This is a genomic window from Bradyrhizobium sp. SZCCHNS1022, assembly GCF_032484835.1.
Lineage (GTDB): Bacteria > Pseudomonadota > Alphaproteobacteria > Rhizobiales > Xanthobacteraceae > Bradyrhizobium.
The window spans coordinates 1,060,164-1,081,099 of sequence record NZ_JAUETT010000001.1 but is presented as its reverse complement, the minus strand read 5'-3'; the positions used below and the strand labels follow the sequence as shown (position 1 = coordinate 1,081,099).

Below are 20,936 nucleotides of genomic sequence, written 5' to 3'. Positions count from 1 at the left end.
GAGATCCGAATCAGCAACACTCCCGCCACACTCGTCATCCCAAGCAACCTGCTGAGCCGAACCACGAATCGTAGCGTCGGCCAATCAGATTACAGCTTCTTAAGTTAATCGGCTCAAAAAAAACGTCAACGCGTAATCGCCCGGAGCATCTACTTGCGATTGCGATTTTGTGGCAAAATTCCGCCGAACACTTCCAAGTAACCGTCGCTCAACGGCCTTGTGCTTCCATTGTCACAAACAGTTTCCTCGGCCCGCCAAGGCAGTCCGAGCCGCAACACCGTGCGGCCGGTCAGGCAATGATTGGTACCTTGGTAGGCCAGAGTGTGACTGAATTACCACGACGTTGCAAAAGCAGAGATGGCGGAGCAGTACGATCTTTTACCTAGGTAAGTCGCCAAGTAGGTTCATAGCCGGATGGAACCGCCGTTTTCCTCCGTTCGTGAGGACGCGGCGCGGGGAAAACAAATTATTTTTATCGCATCCGAGGGTGGGTTTTGAGAATCCTTATCAATCCGCGTTCGACGCGTGGAGCGGCCAACGTTAGCGGGGATGCTACCCGCAACAGCACTCCGAACCGATTGCGGCACCTGTGCGGAGGCTCGCGCTCGCTCATCGTCCTGGCGCTGTTGGCATTGCTGCCGGGCTGCTCGCTGCTCCCCGGAACGGGTCCGAACAGCGACGCAGTGAATAGCAACCCGACGGCAAGCGTCCGGTCGAACACCGCGCTGCCCTATGCGCTGGTCGACGTCAGCGCTGAAACCATCGGGTTTCTGTCGCAGCCGAACCTGATCTCGTTCCAAGGCATCTTCCCCGACAAACGGCCAAAGCCCGAGCAGGTGGCCGGCGTCGGCGACATCTTGAACATCTCGATCTTCGAAGCCGCGCCCGGCGGCTTGTTCACGCCCGCAACGGCCGCGGGTGCTCGTCCCGGCAACTTCGTCGACCTGCCCGCACAGGCGGTCGACCAGAAGGGCAACATCACCGTTCCTTATGCCGGCGAGATTCCGGCCGCCTCGCGGACCTTGCCCGAAATTCAGCAGGCGATCGTTGCGCGGCTGCGCAATCGCGCAATCGAGCCGCAGGTCGTGGTCAGCCTGAACCAGCAGCATTCCAGCGTGGTCAGCGTTCTCGGCGACGTCAACACGCCCGGCGTGCTGGCGTTGAACAGCGTCGGCGAGCGACTCCTGGCCGTCATTGCGCGGGCCGGCGGCCCGAAATACGAGGCGATCGAGAGCTACGTTACGCTGCAGCGCGACGGGAAGCGCGTGCGGGTGCTGTTGAGCCGCGTGGTGCACGATCCCAACGAGAACATCTTCATCCGTCCGAATGACGTGATCTTCCTTACCCGCGAGGCTCCGACCTTCACGGCACTCGGCGCCCTCAATCAGAACGTTTTCGGCTTCAACTCCGAGATTGCCTTCGACACCGAGACCCTCACGCTGTCGCAGGCGATCGGCAAGGCGGGCGGTCTGAACGATCAACAGTCGGATCCCGCCGAAGTCTTCGTTTATCGCTACGAGGACCGTTCGCTCCTGCAGAAGCTGGGCATCGATACCACCCGGTTCACCTACGATCGCATTCCGACGATCTATCACGTCAATCTGCGCGACCCGTCGGGCATGTTGCTGGCGGCAGGCTTCCAGGTGCGGAGCAAGGACGTGATGTACGTCGCCAACGCGAAGGTGGTCGACTACTACAAGCTCCTGACCCTGATCAACTCCACGGCAAACACGACGTCGAACACGGCGAATGCAGTGACCAACGTCAACACGGCGGTGAAGACGAAGTGGTAACCTCAATCTAGCAGCCGATCTGAGTCGGGGCGGCTCGGCGCTGCTTGATTGGGGATGACGGTGAAGGCGATCGGTTCCGTCCAGCTTTGGGTCACGATTGGCGCGCTGACCCTCGCACCGCTGTTCTTCGGATCGGTCGACCGCGTCTGGGTATCGGTGTGGACGGTCGTGCTGTCGTTCGGCACGATCTGCGGCGTCGCAGCCGCCCCGTTGAGCGCCGGTCAGCGCCGCGTGCTTCTGGTGTTGTCCCTGATCGCTGCCGCCTATGTCTTGGTTGCAGTCATCCAGGTGATCCCTGGGCTGCTGAGCGGTCTTGACGACCCGATCTGGCTGCGGACCAAGGACCTGCTCGGGCTGGATGTTGCGCCGCGGATCTCCAGCCGGGCGGAGATTCCGCCGATCGCGATCGGTCATTTCCTCCTTGCGGTGACGTCCTTGCTCTGCGGCTTCTTCGTCGGGACCTCTCGGCGCAAGACAGACAAGCTGATCATCGCAGCGCGCTATTCCATTCTGCTCTATGCGATCTACGGCCTGGCCGCGCTCGCCTTGACCCCAGACCTGCTGCTATGGGCGCCAAAGGTCGCCTATCGGGGCAGCCTGACTGCCACCTTCGTCAACCACAACACCGCTGCAACGTTTATCGGCGCCGGAATGATCCTGTGCTCCTGTGCAGCCTTCCTGACGCTGCAATCGCTGCAATGGTCCTCCCTCAGGGTTCTGCTGTTGACCCCGGCTAATGAAGCCGTGGCATTCGAACTGGTCCTCCGTGCGTCGGCAGCGCTGATCTGTTTGTTTGCGCTGCTGCTGACCGGCTCACGCGGCGGCCTGATTTGCTCCAGCCTCGGCCTTCTTGTCGCGCTCGGCCTGATGGTGCCACACCAGTTCAGAGCCCGGTCCTGGGTTGTGGCCGGCTCGATCATCGCCGCCCTGACCGTCACATTCGCCTGGCTGAGCGGCACAGGCCGGATCGGAAGCCAGGGCGCATTCGACGTGGGACGATGGGCCGTCTACGAGATATCCTTGGAGGTTATTCGCCAGCGGCCGCTTCTGGGCGCAGGCCTCGGCACCTTCGCCGATCTCTTCCCTTCGTTGCGCACCACCGACTTCGAGAGTTGGGGCGTTTGGGATTTTGCACACTCGACCATTCTCGAGATTGCTTTCGAGATGGGGATTCCTCTGGCGCTGGCGTTCGTACTTGCTGCCTTGGCCTCTGTGCTCGTGCTGGCGCGCGCCGCACTTCGCTCGGTCGACCGGCGCCGCAGCTCGTTCGCCGCCCTGGCCGGAATTGCGGTTCTGACCTATCTGCATGCGATGATCGACTTTTCACTCCAGATACCGGGCTATGCGATCGTGTTCGGGATCCTGCTTGGCTGCGGGCTTGCACAAGCGACCGCAGAGCATCGCATCAAGAGCCCGACGTCAGCTGTAGAGCCCGCCCTGCGTTAGCGGCGGTCACGCCCCCAACTGCACTGTTGACCGCGGTCAACGACACCGCCTGCGGCGGGAGCGCTTTCGTACACCGTGCACGCTCGCGATTTGCCGCAAATCGGCGCCGTTCCGATCGCAGGCGATCCGATTCAAGCGCAGAGAACTAGTTCGGTTGGCTCGTAACTGCCGATGGGGAGAGTTCGCCGCTCACGCGCGTCGGCCGCAGCAAAGAACGATGCGAACTGACGGACTCAGCATGCGCGTGTCGTGGTTCGGAAATTGGCTTCGGTCCCGCGAGCCAGGTTCATCAAGCGTGTGAACCGAAGCCTGCTCGCATCAAAGGTCCTGGTATTCTTCGGATTCGAACGACCCTTGAGAAGATCGCTGCGGATGAAGCGAGCTTCGGGTGCGCGGCACGAGCCTCGCCACACGCGTCTTGTGTTCGCTACGCGCCACCATCGGAGACTTGACTGCATACCAGAAGCGAGGATCGTCGGCTGACTGGATCTTCAACCATCGGTAACGAGTCCGCTGCCAAGGCAGGATTGCTCGTGTGAGGTTGTCGAGGACCATGTCGCCGCTGGTCGTTGCCACGACGAGCACGAGATGACCGAGACCTTCAGGAGTCTTGACGACGGCCAGTCGCAACGCCCTCGTCGACAATCCGTTCTGTGCCAAGTCGTGTCGCTTGGTCACCGCGTAGTCGTTGCAATCGCCGAACACCGGCGCAATGCTCCAAGCGCTTTGCAGGTCCGATCCGTAGCGCTTGACGGTCGGCGAAATCTCCGCGTTCACGGTGCGATTGACGCGGTCGAGAAGCTCCGTCTTCTCGGCATTCAACCCGATACGCTCTTCGCCGGACGGATCGGAGCGGCACTCCGAGGGATAGCGCAGGCAGAAACGAACATGCTGGAATGGAGCCAGCGTGGGCGCGCCTTGCTCGATCGCAGACGGCGCAATCGGTTCGCCAACCCATCGATCACGAGCATTTGCCGCAGTTGCGGCGAGCCCGCACGCGGCAAGCACAGAGATCAAGAACGCCGATCGTCGCGCCATGTCACACTACCTAGTCGGAGATACGCGAGCCTCGGAGGGTTCGCTACTGCGGCAAATTCTGTCCTTCGCGGGTTAAATCTTCGCTATTTGTAGCAGTTAACGCTTTTTTTGATGGGAGAGCAACAGGTTGTATCGAATCGGGCCGGTATATCAATGGGGGAAATACGTAGAAAATATAGGCTGGTCGAGAGTGACTGGTGTTCGCAGCCGAAGCAGACCTCAGACCAGCACTGTTGGAGCGATCTCGGATCCGCAGCCTCACCGCGCGGCTAGAGGATCTCACTCCAAAGCGTTTTGATACCCAGAAATGCAGAGTGAGTGATCTCGACGACGCCCCATCCCAGAAATATGAACCACGCGCCGATCGTCGCGAGGATGAGCAGAATGGTCAGTACGACAGCGACGCGTCGGCCGGGCGGAACATCCGGGAAGAACGGCTTGTCCTCATTCTCCGTGCCGATCGGATCGAAATCGATCATGGGTGTCATTGGCGGTGCTCAAGACATTCGGCCAAAAAGCATCACAGGACGGCGCACAGGCTGGAAGCCAGCGAGGGCTTCAAGCCGGCATCTCCGGTCGTCGGAAGTAGGAAGCTTCGAGTCTGGACGGGGCTTGATCCCGCACCCCGACGTCACCGCATATTGGTGGTCTCGGGGCTCAGCAAACATGATCCGGCGGCAATCAAAGATCACGGCCGGATCGGATCAGCAGGCATTTTCGGCAAACAGAACGGCGGGAATGGTCACGATGATGATCTTGGCATCGAGCGCGACCGACCAGTTCTGCGCATAGAACGTGTCGTAGGCGACGCGTTTGTCGTAAGTGGTCGAGCTGCGGCCACTCACCTGCCATAGTCCGGTAATTCCGGGCCGACAGGCGAGATACGCACCGATCGAGCTCGCATAGCGCTCGAGCTCTTCCTCGGTCACCGGTCGCGGACCGACGATGCTCATTTCGCCCTTCAGCACATTGAACAGCTGCGGCAGCTCGTCGAGGCTCGACTTGCGCATGATCGCTCCGAAGACGGTGACCCGCGGGTCGTTGCGCAACTTGCGTGTCGACGCCCATTCCGCTGCGGCCCGAGGATCAGTCGCCAATAGGTGGCGTAGCCGCTCCGAGGCATCGACCGCCATGGTGCGGAATTTCAAGCATTCGAACGTCTTGCCGCCGAACCCCACACGCCGATGCCGAAACAGGGCCGGCCCAGGCGAGGTGGCGATCGTCAGAACGAAACAAAGCAGCAGAAGCGGCGCAAGCAGGACGATGCCGGACAGGGCAATGACGACGTCCAGCACCCTCTTGTAGGCCATCCCTACCGGCTGCTTACCCTGCGGCCGGCGAGTCTTCGTACGAGTAATATCAAAAGCATTTCGTGTATCGGCAAATATATCCATTCCGGTACTCCGGTACGATTCGAACACACATCCTCCGGATCGCAATTTAGATTTTCTTTTTCATCTTCTTTTACTGATTGTTTATCAAAACCTCTGGCAACGCACAATCAGCAGAGATGCGACCCAAATACCGAATGCTGTTAAGCTAAACAGCTAACCGTACGATGCTTTTGGCTATCGAGCGGATCCCATCTTGCCTCCCTGATACGGTCGCAAATCACGTTGCCGTGCATTCTCAGCTTTCAAATATGTCATAAGGCCGACCAAAAAGTTTTCGCTTTCAGAATCTTTTAACCATATCTCGCAACTGAGGCGCGACGAACACCTCGTACGGTCCCGGGGTTGCAAATTCGTATCAGTTGCGGTTAGCCCTGTTTGCGAAAGTCGGGTCGAATGCACCTGCGGAATCAGTAGTCTAGTACAGCTTCGGACCTGTTATTGGTTGTGGAGCACGCGGGGTCCCTCTGAACGAATGTCAGGTCCGCCGCGCGAGCTCGGCAACGAAAAGCATGCTGATACCGTCCGACCGGCCGCAGAAGGAAGCGACGATGGTCCGCCGCGCGAGGGCATCGATATCGGTCATGGCCCGCTGTAATCCGCCGGCCGCTGCAATGCGGCACGCCCGGAATCGGCGGCTTCATTCTGAGGACTGCAGCGCACAGCATGGCGCGTGCGGGGCGTTGCGACTGGTGAGGACGATGACGCCCGGCGGCTGTCGCCACATCATCCGTCGCCACGTCATCCCTGGCCGAAGGTTCGAATTGCTTCACGGGTGGAGCTTGCCATCGGCAGCGCGGCAAGTGACCCGTCAGCTGTCCTGTCAGCGCTGAAGCTGCTGGAGCATCGCGGCGAAGGCTTCTCTGCTCTTCACATCGAGCTGGTCGATCCGCACCTGGAGCAGGGCTCGCGTGGAGCCCGATACGCCCAGATACAGGCGCGCAGGAATCTCGGGGAGCTTGTCGCGGATCAGGTTCTGGAATTCGGTCAGAACCTGCTCCCGTAGTGGCTCAGGAACGGTCTGGATGATGGGAATCGTCACCATCATTCGGCGCAGCCCGAGCCAACCTTCATGGGGTGAGATTTCGTAGGAGGTCGCGAGCAAGTCGAAGGCGTGACGGTCACGCCGTCCGTGCTCGACCTCAAGTCCGAACAACACGAGCCAGAACAGCGGATCGCGCGGCGCACAGGCGAGAACTCGTTTGGCGCGCGCCTCGATCGATTCGACGTGACGGTCGAAATCACGCGTTGCGCCTGTCCGGAGCGCGGCGTCGGCGAGGGGCAATTCCAGCAGCAGCAGCGATCTCTGGGCGTGATTATCGCAATCGCTCAGGTCCTGCGCGGTCGAGCTATCGAGCATCCCGGTCACCGATTGGGTGCTGTACGATCCGAACCGCAGCAGGCGGGCCTCGACGTCCTCGAAATAATCCACCGCCGCGCTACGCGCGAAGCCGGCGATTCCCCACGCCATGCCCAGACAACCGACAACGATGGTCAGGACGCGCAGGGCTTGGTGCTGCGAAGCAGCTGTTGGCTTCAGTTGCACGAACCTGGCTAGACGATTTGAGCAGGAATCTTGTCGTTGTTGTAATAGCCGTAGTGACGGTCCGAATAGCCCTCGAAGCGACGCATCACGTTCTCGTCGGCCTTGTTAAGAACGGTGCCGAGCAGTCGTTCGGAGAGAATGGGCGAGGCCGCGACCGCCTTGAGGATTTCATCCCGCTTGGTTGAGCCCCACTCGACGACCAGTACGAATGCATCGAAGAGATGCGCGACCGCCTTGACGTCCACCACCGGCAGGATTGGCGGCAGATCGATCAGCACATAATCGTACTCGCTCTTGGCCGTCTTCAGGGCCTGCTTCACCGCCGACGAGTTCAGGATATCGGAACTGTTGGATGGCTTGATCCGGGTCGAAGCCGCCGGCAGGAAATCGAACTTGAAGTTGGAATCCTTGATCAGCAGCTCGTTGAATGGCGACTTGTCGGCGACCATGTCGAGCAGGCCCGGGGAATCGGCATGACCGAGCTTGGTGGTCATCGAGGGATTGCGCAGGTCGGCATCGATGACCAGCGTGCGGCTGCCGTTCTTGGCGAGAAAAGCAGCGAAGCCGGTCGTGAGCGTCGTCTTGCCCTCACCGGGGAGAGCCGAAACGATTCCCACCACCTTGCCGCCGGAGGGATGAAGGTCGATTGCGACCTTGATGTAGCGCAGCGCTTCGGCTGTCGCCGAAAACGGGGCGACCTCGCTGATCTGGTGGATGACCCCGGATTCGGCACTGCCCGCGCGGCGCCGCCGCCGCCCCTTCCGCTCGGCGAGGGCAGGCAGCACGGCCAGACAGTTTATGCCGAGAAGGCTCTCGATCTGGGCGCGGGTGTGAATTTGGCGGTTCATCTGCTCCCGGGCAAACGCCAGCATCACGCCGATACCGATTCCGCAAAGTCCTGCGAGCGCCAGGGTCAGGCTGGTCTTGGGCGAGCTGCGCCCATGCGGCGGCGTCGCCGGGGTGACGACCCGCGCCTCCGTCGACGGGAACGACTGCTGCTGCACCGATTGCGTGAAGCGCGACAGGAACGTCTCGTAGACGTTTCGATAGGTGTTGGCCGCCGTCTCAAGATCGCGCAGCCGGACCTGGGCCTGACGGGTCGAGGCGGACTGCTGGAAGACTTCGGTCATGCGCTTGTCGATCGACTCTTCCTGCGCCTTGGCGATCTGCAATTCGCTCTTGTAGCTCTCCGCGATCCGCGTGATCTCGTCCCAGATGGCGCGCTGGAGCGCCGCCATTTCGGCGCGCAGGTTTCGCGCCGCCTGGTGATCGTGACCGTAGCGCGTGCTCCACTCCGACTCCTTGCTCTGGTCGTCCAGAAACTGCTGCCGAAGCTTGGTGATGACCGGATTGTTGAGCGCGTCGGTCACGATGGGATCAGGAATATCGAAGGTTTCCTTGTCAGGGGAGTTGGCCGCGGGCCGCTGCTCCAGAACGCGCTCGATGCGCTCGAGCTTGGCTTTGGCCTGGCTGGTGTCGGCGCGCGCCTTGGCGAGAGACACGCCCAGTTGATCGAGTTCAACCTCGCTCGCCAGCTTGCCGTCGACGCCGATGATGATGCTGTTCTGCGACTTGAAATCTTGGACCGCTTTGTAGGCTTCGGTGGCCTGCTTGCGCAATTCCCCGATCCGCTCTTCCAGCCAGACGCTGGCGCGGTGAGTCGCTTCGAATTTTGCGTTCAGCTGGTCCTCGATATAGGCATCCGCAAACGCATTCGCGATCGTCGCGGCCTTCACGGGATCAAGCGACGTATAGGAAATCCGCTCGATATAGCTGCGTCCGACACGAGCGACACGCAGGTTTCCACGAAGCACGGCGAGAACGCCCTGCATCCGCTCTTCCTGCGTAATCTCCTGGGCAGGCGCGGCCTTGCTCTTGAACAGCGCGAACAACCGCGACCTCAGGCTCGCTCCAGTGCCGATGAATTCAGGATCTTCGTCCAAATGAAGCCGGCGCGCCACGGAGCCTGCAACGTTCTCGGACATGGTGGTCTCGATTTCGCTTTCCACCGAAGCGTCGTCGACCACGCGATTTTCCGTCGCCATCTCGGACTGCATCCACACGATCTTCTTCGTGTCGATGATCATGTCGGTGCTGGCGGTATATTTGGACGGCATGATCGCGAGGTTCGCGACACCGACCGTAATCGCGAGCGCGGTGACCAGTGCGATCAGACGCCACTGTCTCAGAAGGAAATCGCGCGCCTGTAGCAGCGGGGCCACCGCAGCGGCGCGATCGAGTTCCTCTGTCGCGCGATATGGCGGAAATGGACCAGCAATATTCATATCACATCCTCGACATCGGCCTGACGACCGCGGTCCTGTTGGGCCGGCGCGACGACCGAAGAAATCAGCGTGTTGCGCTCACCGGGCTTGCCGCGGTGGCTGTGCCGCTGCTGTTGCTGGTGGTCGAGGGGCGGGTAGCTACCCCGGTAGAAGAAATTTGAAATATCGTGGTGGTCCCACCGCCGCCGGGCGCCGTGCTGAGCGGCGTCCCGCGATTGGGATTGGTCACGATGACACTGCCGACCGAGCCGGTCGCGGCGGTGGTCGCGGCCTCCGCCGCTGCAGTCGAGAGATCGCCTGCAACAGCGGCGAAAGCGTTCTGGAATTCGCCATCCTCGAAGCCTGCGACCGCCTGCTGGATCAGGAGCGCGGCTTGCTGATCGGCCGTCTCGCAAGCAACAGCTGCTTGCGCGAGACCCGCAGCGATTGCAGTCCGGAAGCGCGGAGAAGCGGCCAGAGCCAGACGCACGAACTCCGCCGCAAGCGACGCATCGGTCCCGGCGAGATCGCGCACCGAGGTTTCGATGGCGCGGGTATCCGCGGTGGGCGCCAGCAGATCCTCGGGATTCGACTTGAACCGATTGATGTCCGACTCGGACACCGGCGGCGCAATGCAAGATTTGGCGAGGACGGGAGTAATAAGGAGTGCAAGAAAAATTTGTGCGCATAGCGACTTTACGATCAAACCGATACGCATCGATACGACTCCAACCCCTTGCGAGTGGTAAAAAAATATATCTTCTAAGATACATCACCCTTAAGAGCCCATCAACCACGCTCGCGCGCTATGGTTTCCGGCTCGCCGGTATGAAACTGCAGCTCCGCGTGCCGGCGCTGACATCTGGACCCCGTCGCATCCCGCCCAGAAGTACGCTCGTAAATCTTGGCGGCAAAAGGACCACTGGCTAACTCATTGCCGGCAGTGCAGCTTTGGAATTGAGATTCGCAGCTCGGCGTTCCGACAGGCGGGCGGCGAAACGTTAAATAAGACTTACTATCAGTTTAGCAAGTTAACGCTTTGCAATTTTAGGGGGTGCGACTAAATAACATTAGGCGACTTGCGGCCCTTTACCATTCCTAGGCTTATACCATTCCGATCCTATGGAGGAGTGAGTATGGGTCCACTCCGGTCAGAGCGCCGCTGATTGGCGCGGCCTTAACCTGTTGCGATATCAATGACGTCACTGCGCGCGGACTGGGCATCGTCCTGATCCAGCGACGCGTGGCGGTATCAGGGGAATGCGTGCTGTCATCCTTGCCCGGTATTGAGCGCTTGCGGCTGTCAGGGCGGACACCTGCGCTTCCCGACGGCACCAGGATCTATGCGATCGGCGACATCCACGGCCGACTCGACCTCCTCGAGGACCTGCTGGCGCAAACAAGCGCCGACACGCGGCAGCGTCCGGTCGATCGCCCGCTCCATGTCTTTCTCGGCGACTACATCGATCGGGGGCCTTCCTCCCGGGAAACGATCGACCGGCTGATCGAGCACGGACAAACGAGCGAGTCGATCTTTCTCAAGGGAAATCACGAGCAGGTCGCGATCCGTTGCCTGACGGATCCCAACCTGTTCGAGCAGTGGATGCGCCTGGGCGGCCTCCAGACGCTGGTCTCATTCGGGATCGCGCCGAACGCGCAACAGCCGCGGGCGATCGCAGAATTGCAGGCGGCTTTCCACGCCGCGCTGTCGCCCTCTCATCTGCGCTTTTTCCGGGAGCTGCGGCCGAGCTTTGACTGTGGCGATTTCTTCTTCGCCCATGCTGGGGTCAGGCCGGGCATTGACCTGTCCAATCAGAAGGAAAGCGACCTGCTCTGGATCCGGCAGGAATTCCTGGCCTCCGCCGAGGATTTCGGGAAGGTCGTGGTTCATGGTCATACGCCCGCACGGGCCGTGCAGGTGGAATCCAATCGGATCGATATCGACACCGGGGCATTCGCGACCGGCTGCCTGACATGTCTCGTCATCGAGGGCTGCTCGCTGTCCCTGATCGACACCGGACAGGCTTGACGGTCGGGCGTTCGCAGTCGCTCCCACCTCTCCGAGGCCTCGTCAGCTGCGATACGTGCCAACGGCGCTTGACGCCAGCATCAACGATACCAAGCAAGCGGACGAGAACGGAGCATCCGCGGCATCAGCAGGCCTGCCGCTGTACAGGCAGCGGCCGCAGCGGCTTACGGGCGACGAGACCCCGCACATAATCCGTCATGGGCCGCTCCACCCAGAGATAGATCAGGCAGGTCAGTCCGACCGTGGCCAAGACCACCAGCGCAAAGTGCAAATTGACCGGGAGCTTCAGGTGGAGCAGCAGCCCCTCCAAAATGATCGAAACGAAAACATGCCAGATAAAGATCGAATATGAGGCATCGCCAAGAAAACGCAGGAGACGGATATCGGGCAGCCCCCTGCTCTTCTCGTAATAGGCTGCCCCTGCGACGACCAGCACCGGCGGGACCACCAGCGCCAGCAGGGAGAGACCATCCGGGCGATAATATTCGGATAGAGCAAGGCCGATCGGGCCCGCAGCAAGAAACAGCAGTGCCCAGCCGATGCTGAGGCTCACATTCTTCCAGACGACACCGAGCAGCACCCCGGCCAGAAATTCGAGCAGGATGTTCGGGCTGGTCAGCGAGACAAAATGAGCATCGGGAATCCACTCGTGAAGAACGGCCAATGTGCCGACCGCCGCAGCAAGGAAGAGAGGGCGATAGCGCTGCGCGACGAGCAGCGATACGGCGACAAGAATGTAAAACATCATCTCGTAGATCAGGGTCCAGCCCTGCAGAACGATGGGCAGGATGCGATCACCCGAGAGGGTCGGCCAGAAAAACAGCGAGCCCACGAAGCGAGAGAGGTCAAGCTCGTGCCCGTAAGTGAAATTGGGCTTGACCAGGATCAGGACCGCGGTGGCAAAGGTCGCCAGCCAATAATTCGGCACGAGCCGAACGATGCGGCGGAGCATGAAAGCCGAGGGACCGATCGGACGATCGACCGAGATCACCCAGGTGATGAACCCGCTGATGACGAAGAAGAGATCCAGGGGAAACGTGCCAATGGGGATCGGGCCGCCATAACGGAGCGCCAAATGATAGTAAAGCACGAAAAGTGCAGCAACCGCGCGGAGATATTGGATTGTATAGATTTCTTTGCTTGCCAAACAACGCTTCCCGAACTCGTACGCTCGCGTGTTCGTCGCTCCCTCAAATTGCAGGGCGTCAGAAACAATCACGCTAGGTGCGAAACCTAGCATCTAGCATTGTTTGTGTCTTGATGTTTCCGGATCGCGAATGCGACAAAATGATGTAGCGAATTCTGACCTGGCGCTCGGTAATGCCGGTTCGAGGTCGCTTCGCCTTCTCGATCCGGCGAGGGAGCGCGCCGCCAAACTCCCGGGAGGCAGCGCGCACCGGCGTGACCACGGACAGGTCACGACGAAATAATCGTCAGGAAATCTGCCGCTGCATGGCGGCCGGCCGGACCGGCGGCAACGGCTTGCGGTCGATCAGGGCACGCAGATAGTCCGTCATCGGACGTTCCATCCAGACATAGATCAGGCAACTGAGGACGACCGTGCTTGATATCTCCAGCGCGAATTGGATGCCGATCGGCAGATGCAAATGCAGCAGCAAGCCATCGATGATGATCGAAACGAAGACGTGCCAGATGAAGATCGAATATGAGGCATCGCCGAGGAAGCGCAGGAAGCCGATATCGGGCACTCCCCTGCTCTTCTCGTAGTACACCGCACCCGCAACCATCAGAACGGACGGAATGCCGAATTTGAGGATCGGAAGAACGTCCGGGCGATAATATTCGGACAGCGCAAATCCGATCGGACCGGCCACAAGAAACAGCAACGCCCATCCGATGCCGAGGCTCGACTTCTTCCAAATGACCCCGAGCAGCACGCCGGCAAGAAACTCAAGCAGAATGTTCGGGTTGGTGAGGGACAGGAAATGGGCCTCCGGCAGCAGCGCGTGAATAATCACCAGCGCGCCGAGAGCCGCCGCAAGGAAGAGCGGCCTATAGCGCTGCGCAACGAGCAGCGACGCGGCAATGAGGACGTAGAACATCATCTCATAGACCAGCGTCCAGCCCTGCAGCACCACCGGCAGAATACGATCATGCGACAAGGTCGGCAGGAAGAACAGCGAGCCTACAAAGCGCGACGGATCAAGCTCGTGACCGTAGGTAAAATTGGGCTTGACCAGGATCAGGAGGGCCGTGGCCATCGTGGCGAGCCAATAGTTCGGCACCAGGCGAATGACGCGGCGAAGCATGAAGGTCCCGGGATCGATCGTGCGATCGACCGTGATGACCCACATGATGAAACCGCTGATGACGAAGAACAAATCGGTCCGAAAGCCGCCGACCGCGATCGTGCCGCCGTAACGGAGGGTCAGGTGGTATCCAAGTATGAAGAGAGAGGCGATCCCGCGCAAATACTGGATCGTCAGTAGCTCCTGCTTCTTTACAGCCATCGCTCTCAACTCAAAATCTTGCCCGTGACGCTGTCACATGCACGGGCGAAAACATCCATATGAGCGCCGTCCTGCATCCGGCGCGCGAAAACGGTTTCAGTCTGTCGGCTGGCAAATAGCCAAGTTATGTAACAATACGTTGGGCCTGCCTCGTCTTCAACGCCGTTCGATCACTAGGGTCGACTGCCATATCGCGCTACACACCCTAAGTTGTTTTGTTTTCCATCATCGCCCAATGGATGAGATCCGATCGAGACCTGGAGCCGTTGCCGGCGCCCATGTCCCTTCCTGGCTAGTCCTCATCCCAGCAGCTCGCGAACCGGTGCGAATATCTCAGGCTGGGGCCACCGGAGCCAGGTGCGGCTGCTGCCGCACGGCAAACCTCTTGCCCAACTTGATGGAGGGAAACTCGACCAGCTCCGCCAGCGCGAAGGCTGCGCCGATGGACAGCATGATCACCAGCGGCCCCTTCACGAGCATGGGCCAATCGAAGGCGAATTGATCCGCGAGGTAGATGATCGGGAGGTGAACGAGATAGAGGCTGTATGAAATTCGCCCGAGCCAGACCGGGCCGCGGTGTTGCAGCGCGCGCTGGAAGGAGCCCGCACCAAGCGACAGACCAATAACCACCAGCGAGCCAATTCCACGCAGATAATCGAGAACGCATCCGGCCGCGGTGTGCAAATTCGCGTCCGTCTTTAGGAATGTGAACGCAGCTCCCGCGACCAAAATTGCCTTGACCACGCCCGGCAGCATGGTCGAGAGCTCCGTGACCTTCTCCCGGTCGAGCGCGAGACAGGCTCCGGCCGCGAAGAACACAATGAAATAGCTGGTGTCGATCAGGGTTTTGGGCAGCGTCGATTCCTGGAATCCCGTCAGCACCAGCCCGCGATGCAGGAAGGTTGCTTCGGTACAGACGACGGACAGCAGCAGGAAGCCGGCAACGGCCAACCATCTGTATCGGGCGACGATCAGCAAAAGCAGCGGGAAGATCAGCGACACGCGCATTTCGTGAACCAGCGACCAGTCGACGCCGTCAAGTCCGTGCGTCGCGGTGGTGCCCCATAACAGCAATGTCTTCAGCAGCATCGGCAGCGACGTATCCGCCGTATCGACCCCGGTCCGTGCCCACTCGGAGTCCGATACGTGCCGGATGCCGATCAGGCTGTGGAACAGGAAACTAATCAGGATCGCGACGAAGAAGGCCGGATAGATGCGGAAGACGCGCTTGACGACATAGCCGCCATAGGGAACCGGATTGCTCTTGAGCGAATGGGCCAGAACGAAACCGCTGAGAACGAAGAACAGGATGACCGCCGAACGGCCTCCCTCCTCCAGCCGCGACAGGCAATAGAGGAGGAAGTCAGAGAACGAGCCGGTCGCATGGCCGAGCTGGTGATGTGACGAGCGGAACGCATCGGCGTTCATGCCCCAGACGTGCGCAATGAGAACGATGACCGACGCGATCCCTCTGATGGAATCGAGATGATCAAGTCGGGACTGAGAACTCGCAGCCAAGGCCACCTCCGGTCATCCCCTCACGACAATTACCCGAACCACCTGCATCTTTGGATGATATCCGGACATTACTCAACTGATAGAAAGATGCCAGCAATGCGGAGAAATCCGGATAGATTGGTTAAACGCGCGGAGCGACATCGGCGGTCGCATCATGGCGCCGCAACTGCTCGTACGAATATCGGGGTTCGGATAACGTATTGATTCTGATAGAGCTTGGAGGTTGACCTTCACGTCAAGCTGCGTTTGCAGGAGAGGTATGAATTCCGTCAGCACGGCCGACCGCTTCGGCGCGAGGACAATCTGAAGACCCGAAAATGGTATTCTAGTCGGCCGATTAAGCTTGATCCCTCTGCCGCGTCGTGCTTCCGGTCCGACCGTGTCAGGGTGGAGACGCGATCCTTGATTATCAGACGTCGCACTCGCCATGCTTCAATCTCTTCCTGATGAGGACACTCAGATGGCCGGCACCGCCGCGGCATCAAGCTGGGACGAGTACCTCGAGCGCATCCGGCAGGCGGCGCGGGGCATTGTCCATTCACGCCCCATCGAGGATGGCTTCCTTACGTTTCCGCGGTCATTGCCCGAATATCGGCCGGACTATCTCGGCGAGGTCATCGCCGCAGCGATGCGCGATGAGCCGGAGCGTGGACCGATCAACGGGGACACGTGGGAACGGTGGCGGCCGGCGATTCAAGCCTTGATCGCACAAGTGCTGGATTGGCCAGGAGGCGACCGCGTCAGGGCGACCGCGCTGGCCGCAGCCAAGCACGGGCTGGGCCTGGAGTTTGGCCGCACCCGCGACACGTCAGCCGACCTGCTTGCGGAGTTGGAGGTCGACCTCCGCAAGCCGCGCGAGAGCGGCTTCAGCGTGAGCGGTCCGAGCGCCGTGCAGTTGAACTTTGGCGGCCATCATCTCGGCCTCGTCTTTCTGACGGGATATGAAGGCGCGGCCCGTATCTCTTTCGGGCAAGCCATCCTCGATCAGGCCGGCGACCTGCCGTTATCGGCGTCGCTACGTCACCTGGTTGGGCGCGGACGATTTTGGACCGCCACCATCGGCAGCGCCATGTCCCGGCTGCACCGGCGATCGCTCGGCGATCTGCCCAAGCATTTGAAGGGCGACGCGAAGGCCGCCTTGTCGGCTGGCGTCCGTGCATGCCTGGCGCAACAGCTGCGCCGTTCCGGCGCACCCGAGGCGACCGACGTTGCTGGCGTTCTCCCCGACACGCCCATTCCGGTCCTGATGTATCATCGTGTTGCCGACGACGGTGATCCCGAGCTTTCGCGCTACCGCGTCACGCCGGCACAGTTCGAACAACACATGGGATGGCTGAAGCAGAAGGGCTTCACGCCGCTTTCGCTCGATGTCCTGAAGGCTGCGAGCAAGGGTAGTGGTCCATTGCCGCGCCGGCCTGTGCTGATCACGTTCGACGACGGCTACAGCGATTTTTACGATCATGCCTGGCCCGTGCTCCGGACGTTCGCATTTCCGAGCGTGATGTTCGTCGTTGCCGGCAAGGTCGGCGGCCGTTCGGACTGGGACCAGACACTCGGCCGCTCCGAGCCGCTGATGAATTGGCAGCAGCTATCGGAGATTTCGGCAGCGGGAGTGGCGATCGGCAGTCATTCGCTGATGCACCGTCGGTTTTCGCGGCTGGACGTCCGCGAGTCGCACGAGGACATGCGGATGTCGGCCGAGATCATCGGCCGCGCGCTGGGACGGCGACCGATCGCGTTCTGCTACCCCTATGGCGTTTATGACCGGCTCGTCGAGCGGGTGCTGCCGACCTGCGGCTACGAGTTCGCGTTTACATGCGATCCCGCCGCAGCCACGCTGCAGGACAATCCGCTGCGGCTGCCGCGCATAGAGATCATGGGCTCTGATGATGTTCAGAGCTTCGCGGCCAAGTTGGAAGCCTGCGCCGGCTAAGGCAGAGCCGCGCTTCCCAGCTGCTCGACCGCGTATCGCTCAATCCTTCGGCGAGAAGCGCCGCAACGGAAACAGCACCGCGACCGAGGCCGCGCTGAATGGAAACCAGCGCCAAAAGCTCGGGTCGTCACGCATCAGGCGATGGATATCTGCGAGCGCATTCAGCCGCTTTTTCGCCACCGCGCGCAGGAAGAAGAATGCAATGTTGCGACGCTCCTGCGTGATGCATGCCTGAACATAGTCGCGGTCGGCTTGCGCGAGCGGCAACGTTTGGAGAAAGCGATAGGACTTCAGGAGCTGTCCGATCTGGCGCGGAAGGTGCCCCGGATCATCCCAATTGTAGGTCGAGTAGAAGATGTTCACACCTTCGGCGCAGGTCACATTGAGCGCCGTCGCGCAGCAGATTCGGGATGCACGGCCCATCAGCTGCAGCAGGAACAGGCAGTCCTCGCCGGCGGCCCGGAGTGACGCATCGAAACGGAGATCCGGCGCAATGGAGCGACGGAAGACAACCGTCGGCGTGAGCGAGGTCCAGGCTCGCAGCGAAAAGGAGATGAAATTCGCCGGATCGAGCGCATAGAGGCCATCGGCCAGCGGCGCCCCCTGCGCGGCAAGGTAACGGTCGAATCCGGTCTGCGCAAAATAGGACTCATGACCGCCGACCCGGCGGTTGTTGCAGAAATAGTAATCGTATCCGCGATCCAGTGCCGCAAGCGCGGTGGCAAGGTGCGCCGGCTCCCAAAGATCGTCGGAGTCGAGGAATGCGATGTAGCTGGTGTCGTCGGCGACCGCCGCAAGGCAGCCATTTCTTGCAGCTGCCGCGCCCGCATTGGCCTGCCGGACCAGTTGCAGCTCGAACGGCGGCGTGATGAGCAATCCGTCAAGCTCGCCATCCGGCGGGACGGGAGATCCGTCGTCGGTCACGATGATCCTGACCGTGACCGACGGCGGGACGACCTGACCGAGGACCGATTGCAGAGCGCGGCGCAGAATGCCGAGCTTCTTCTGATAATAGGGAATGACGACGGCGACGACGGTCATCTGCGCGCTATCCAACTGGCGCGCGTGGCGGCGAGCTGGCAAGGAAGTGCCTGGCGCCGGCAGCGTAGCAGCGCATCTTGTCGGCGTAGGAGAAGTCGTATTCAGGCAGGAACAGATTTTTGCGCGTTATGATCTCGCGCGCGAAATCCTTCAGGTCCCAACGCAGCTGCCGGCACAATGACGGGCAGGCCAGGATGTATTTGGCATAGAGCGCTCCCGAACCGATCATGTAGTTCTGCCATAATCGGCGCGCAGCCTCGGGCCGCTTTCGTCCATGATGATGATAGACGACGATCTCAGGGACGTATTCGAGCCGGAGCCCGGCGATGTAGGCGCGAAAGATATAGTCGGTGTCTTCGCCCGAGGGAATCGCTCCGACGCCAAAGCGCTCATCGAAAGGCCCGAGACGCTCATAGACGGCTCGCGTCATGAACAGGTTGCATCCGAGAAAGCAGTTGCCGAGGTTCTCATAATACGCCGAGCGATCGTCGATATGCCAGCGGCGCGGCGCCATATCGGTCTTGATCGTCAGCGGCAGGTCGGTGGCATCGCCGAGTTCGACACGTCCGCCCCGGAGTGCCGGGGTCGGATCGGCTGTATGAAGCCGCAGCAACTGGACGAAATAGTCGGACTGCAGCCGGCAATCGTCATCCGTCAGGACCAGAAGCTCGCCGCGGGCCGCACGCAGGCCGCGGTTCTTGGCGATCGTGATCCCGGTTCGAGATTCATGCTCGAGGCGGACTGCGATCGAGGCTCCGGCCGCCCAGTTCCGCACCACCTCCGGAGTACCATCGCTCGATCCATTGTCCGTGATGACGATCTCGGCGTCGGTAAGCGCGGCACGGCGCGCCGCGACGTCGATCGACTCCAGGCAATGAACGATCGCATGGGCGCGATTCCTGGTGCAGATGACGACGGAGAGCTTCATGGCAGCGGCCGGCTCAGCTCATTGCGTAACGGGGTTCGAGCGAAACGGCAGCGCGACCCCCACGCTTTCATCCCGCAGCGGACGCAACTGAATCAAGATGCAGACGGCCATCGTGGCAAGGGTCAGGGCAGCCGCGATCACGACGTCGGCATAGAGCGAAGGTGCGCAAAGCCGGACGATCTCGGCGTAAAGAAAGATGGTCGCAGGCGTCACGAGGGCCGGAACCGCCATGGCCTCCAGATATTGCGTGATGGGACATTTGATCAGGGAGAGGACGATGCTCAGCGTGCGCGGCATGTAGAGCACGACCGCGCAATTATAGGCCACGGCCACCCAGTGGATGTCGCGAGATATCGCAAGCGAGAGCAGCAGCGCGACAAACCAGATCAAGCTGAACTCGATCGTCGTACGCAGACGCAGATCGGAGCGGCCAAGCACCAACATGATGTCGCCACCCAGCGCCATCATGGCCTGCACTGCGCCGGCCCCGGCCAGGATCATGAAGAGCGTGCCGGACTGAGACCATTTCTCGGACAAGACGATCTTGAAGACCGGATAATGAGCGGCTGCGACCATGCCGAGCGAAGGAATGACGAGAATGGCGAGGATACGGGTGATCAGCAGGAAGGTCCGCCGGATCGCCGGCAGATTGTCCTTGATGGTCGCCAAATGCGAGTAGAGCACGAATTGCAGCGGACCGGTGATGACCGTGGTCGGGAGCCGGATGAACTGCATCGCCATGTTGTAGTAGCCGACCGCGGTCGGGCCGAGTACGCCGCCGATGGCGAGATTGTCGATCGATCCCGACACATGGGCGATGAGATTCGTGCTCAGGATATCGCGGCCGAAGATCAGATGGTGCCTGATCGCGGCAACATTGAACACGAGGCGGGGACGGAAGGGCGACCAGGCAAAGGTCAAGACAAGCCGGACCGCGAAAAACACGATCTGCTGGGCGACAAGGGACCATACGCCGGCTCCCAGCAACGCCGCGGTCACGGCCGTGGCGATCCCGAGCAGGGTCGAGCTGATCTCGATCACCGCGACCGCGGAAAAGCGGCGCGACTGCTGCAGGGCGGCGCCGGGAATGACAGCCGCGGCTTGCGCCGCGATGGTGAAGGAGAGGATGAACACGATCAAATGCAGCCGCGGCTCGCCGAACGCATAGGCCGCAAGTGGCGACAACAGCAGCAGGATCGCCGCGAGAGTTCCGCCGAGCGAGAAGATGACCCAGAAGCTCGTCGACCACGCCGTATCGTCTTCGAGCGGCGTCGATCGAACCAGCGACATGCCGAGGCCGGCGTCCGTGATCAGCATCGCGAAGGCGATGAACGGTGACGCGATCGCGACCAGACCATAGTCCGTCGAACTCAGCAGCCGCGACAGGATCGGAAGCGCGATGAACTGGGCAAGGATGCGAATGACGCTGGCCGACGACACAAACGCCGTACCGGTGACGATCCGTCGGAGCGACACTACTATGATCCTACCACTTTGCGCTGAAATCGATCGACGCAAGGATGCGCTCGACTTCCGGT

Annotated in this window: 16 protein-coding genes; 4 read left to right on the top strand and 12 right to left on the bottom strand. The window is 60.8% G+C overall.

Features of this window, described 5'->3' with window-relative positions; translation table 11 throughout:
- The first annotated feature begins 683 nt into the window (after positions 1 to 683).
- Together QX071_RS04865 and QX071_RS04860 are read left to right on the top strand one after the other, a co-directional pair.
- A complete protein-coding gene (locus tag QX071_RS04865; protein ID WP_315702008.1) occupies positions 684 to 1,793 on the top strand; it encodes a polysaccharide biosynthesis/export family protein in 1,110 nt (369 codons plus the stop codon).
- A 54-nt stretch (positions 1,794 to 1,847) separates the two neighbouring features.
- Positions 1,848 to 3,239 carry an O-antigen ligase family protein gene (locus tag QX071_RS04860; RefSeq protein WP_315702009.1) on the top strand — a complete coding sequence of 464 codons (1,392 nt, stop codon included), beginning with the start codon at positions 1,848 to 1,850 and terminating at the stop codon, positions 3,237 to 3,239.
- Between the two features lie 318 nt (positions 3,240 to 3,557).
- On the opposite strand, the gene QX071_RS04855 is transcribed toward QX071_RS04860, so the two are convergent.
- The 6 genes from QX071_RS04855 to QX071_RS04830 form a co-directional block, all read right to left on the bottom strand.
- Complete coding sequence (locus tag QX071_RS04855) at positions 3,558 to 4,277, bottom strand: transglutaminase-like cysteine peptidase (RefSeq protein WP_315702010.1); 720 nt, start codon at positions 4,275 to 4,277, stop codon at positions 3,558 to 3,560.
- A gap of 269 nt (positions 4,278 to 4,546) precedes the next feature.
- Entirely contained in the window at positions 4,547 to 4,765 is a 219-nt protein-coding gene (locus QX071_RS04850) for a hypothetical protein (RefSeq protein ID WP_315702011.1), read from the bottom strand.
- Between the two features lie 216 nt (positions 4,766 to 4,981).
- Positions 4,982 to 5,587 carry a sugar transferase gene (locus QX071_RS04845; protein WP_315702012.1) on the bottom strand — a complete coding sequence of 202 codons (606 nt, stop codon included), beginning with the start codon at positions 5,585 to 5,587 and terminating at the stop codon, positions 4,982 to 4,984.
- 904 nt (positions 5,588 to 6,491) lie between these two features.
- Positions 6,492 to 7,139, bottom strand: coding sequence for a hypothetical protein (locus QX071_RS04840; RefSeq protein ID WP_315702013.1), 648 nt, complete (start codon positions 7,137 to 7,139; stop codon positions 6,492 to 6,494).
- Positions 7,140 to 7,222: 83 nt separating this feature from the next.
- Entirely contained in the window at positions 7,223 to 9,499 is a 2,277-nt protein-coding gene (locus QX071_RS04835) for a polysaccharide biosynthesis tyrosine autokinase (protein ID WP_315702014.1), read from the bottom strand.
- 64 nt (positions 9,500 to 9,563) lie between these two features.
- Positions 9,564 to 10,100, bottom strand: a complete 537-nt coding sequence (locus QX071_RS04830; RefSeq protein ID WP_315702015.1) for a hypothetical protein — start codon at positions 10,098 to 10,100, stop codon at positions 9,564 to 9,566.
- 642 nt (positions 10,101 to 10,742) lie between these two features.
- On the opposite strand from QX071_RS04830, the gene QX071_RS04825 reads away from it, so the two are divergent.
- A complete protein-coding gene (locus QX071_RS04825) occupies positions 10,743 to 11,507 on the top strand; it encodes a metallophosphoesterase family protein (RefSeq protein WP_315702016.1) in 765 nt (254 codons plus the stop codon).
- 124 nt (positions 11,508 to 11,631) lie between these two features.
- On the opposite strand, the gene QX071_RS04820 is transcribed toward QX071_RS04825, so the two are convergent.
- From QX071_RS04820 to QX071_RS04810, 3 genes are all read right to left on the bottom strand, one after another.
- Positions 11,632 to 12,747 (bottom strand): acyltransferase, encoded by a 1,116-nt coding sequence (locus QX071_RS04820; protein WP_315702017.1) that lies wholly within the window; start codon positions 12,745 to 12,747, stop codon positions 11,632 to 11,634.
- Between the two features lie 193 nt (positions 12,748 to 12,940).
- The gene (locus QX071_RS04815; protein WP_315702018.1) at positions 12,941 to 13,978 is read right to left on the bottom strand and encodes an acyltransferase; all 1,038 of its coding nucleotides are present in this window, start codon (positions 13,976 to 13,978) and stop codon (positions 12,941 to 12,943) included.
- A gap of 333 nt (positions 13,979 to 14,311) precedes the next feature.
- Complete coding sequence (locus QX071_RS04810) at positions 14,312 to 15,496, bottom strand: acyltransferase (RefSeq protein WP_315702019.1); 1,185 nt, start codon at positions 15,494 to 15,496, stop codon at positions 14,312 to 14,314.
- A gap of 460 nt (positions 15,497 to 15,956) precedes the next feature.
- On the opposite strand from QX071_RS04810, the gene QX071_RS04805 reads away from it, so the two are divergent.
- Positions 15,957 to 17,429 carry a polysaccharide deacetylase family protein gene (locus QX071_RS04805; RefSeq protein ID WP_315702020.1) on the top strand — a complete coding sequence of 491 codons (1,473 nt, stop codon included), beginning with the start codon at positions 15,957 to 15,959 and terminating at the stop codon, positions 17,427 to 17,429.
- 39 nt (positions 17,430 to 17,468) lie between these two features.
- Here QX071_RS04805 and QX071_RS04800 read toward each other — a convergent pair whose 3' ends face one another.
- Genes QX071_RS04800 through QX071_RS04790 form a run of 3 tightly spaced genes read right to left on the bottom strand, consistent with a single transcriptional unit; the run spans position 17,469 to position 20,874 of the window.
- Positions 17,469 to 18,470, bottom strand: a complete 1,002-nt coding sequence (locus QX071_RS04800) for a glycosyltransferase family A protein (RefSeq protein WP_315702021.1) — start codon at positions 18,468 to 18,470, stop codon at positions 17,469 to 17,471.
- A gap of 7 nt (positions 18,471 to 18,477) precedes the next feature.
- A complete protein-coding gene (locus tag QX071_RS04795) occupies positions 18,478 to 19,398 on the bottom strand; it encodes a glycosyltransferase family 2 protein (RefSeq protein ID WP_315702022.1) in 921 nt (306 codons plus the stop codon).
- An 18-nt stretch (positions 19,399 to 19,416) separates the two neighbouring features.
- Positions 19,417 to 20,874, bottom strand: a complete 1,458-nt coding sequence (locus QX071_RS04790; RefSeq protein ID WP_315702023.1) for a lipopolysaccharide biosynthesis protein — start codon at positions 20,872 to 20,874, stop codon at positions 19,417 to 19,419.
- Positions 20,875 to 20,936: the final 62 nt, after the last annotated feature.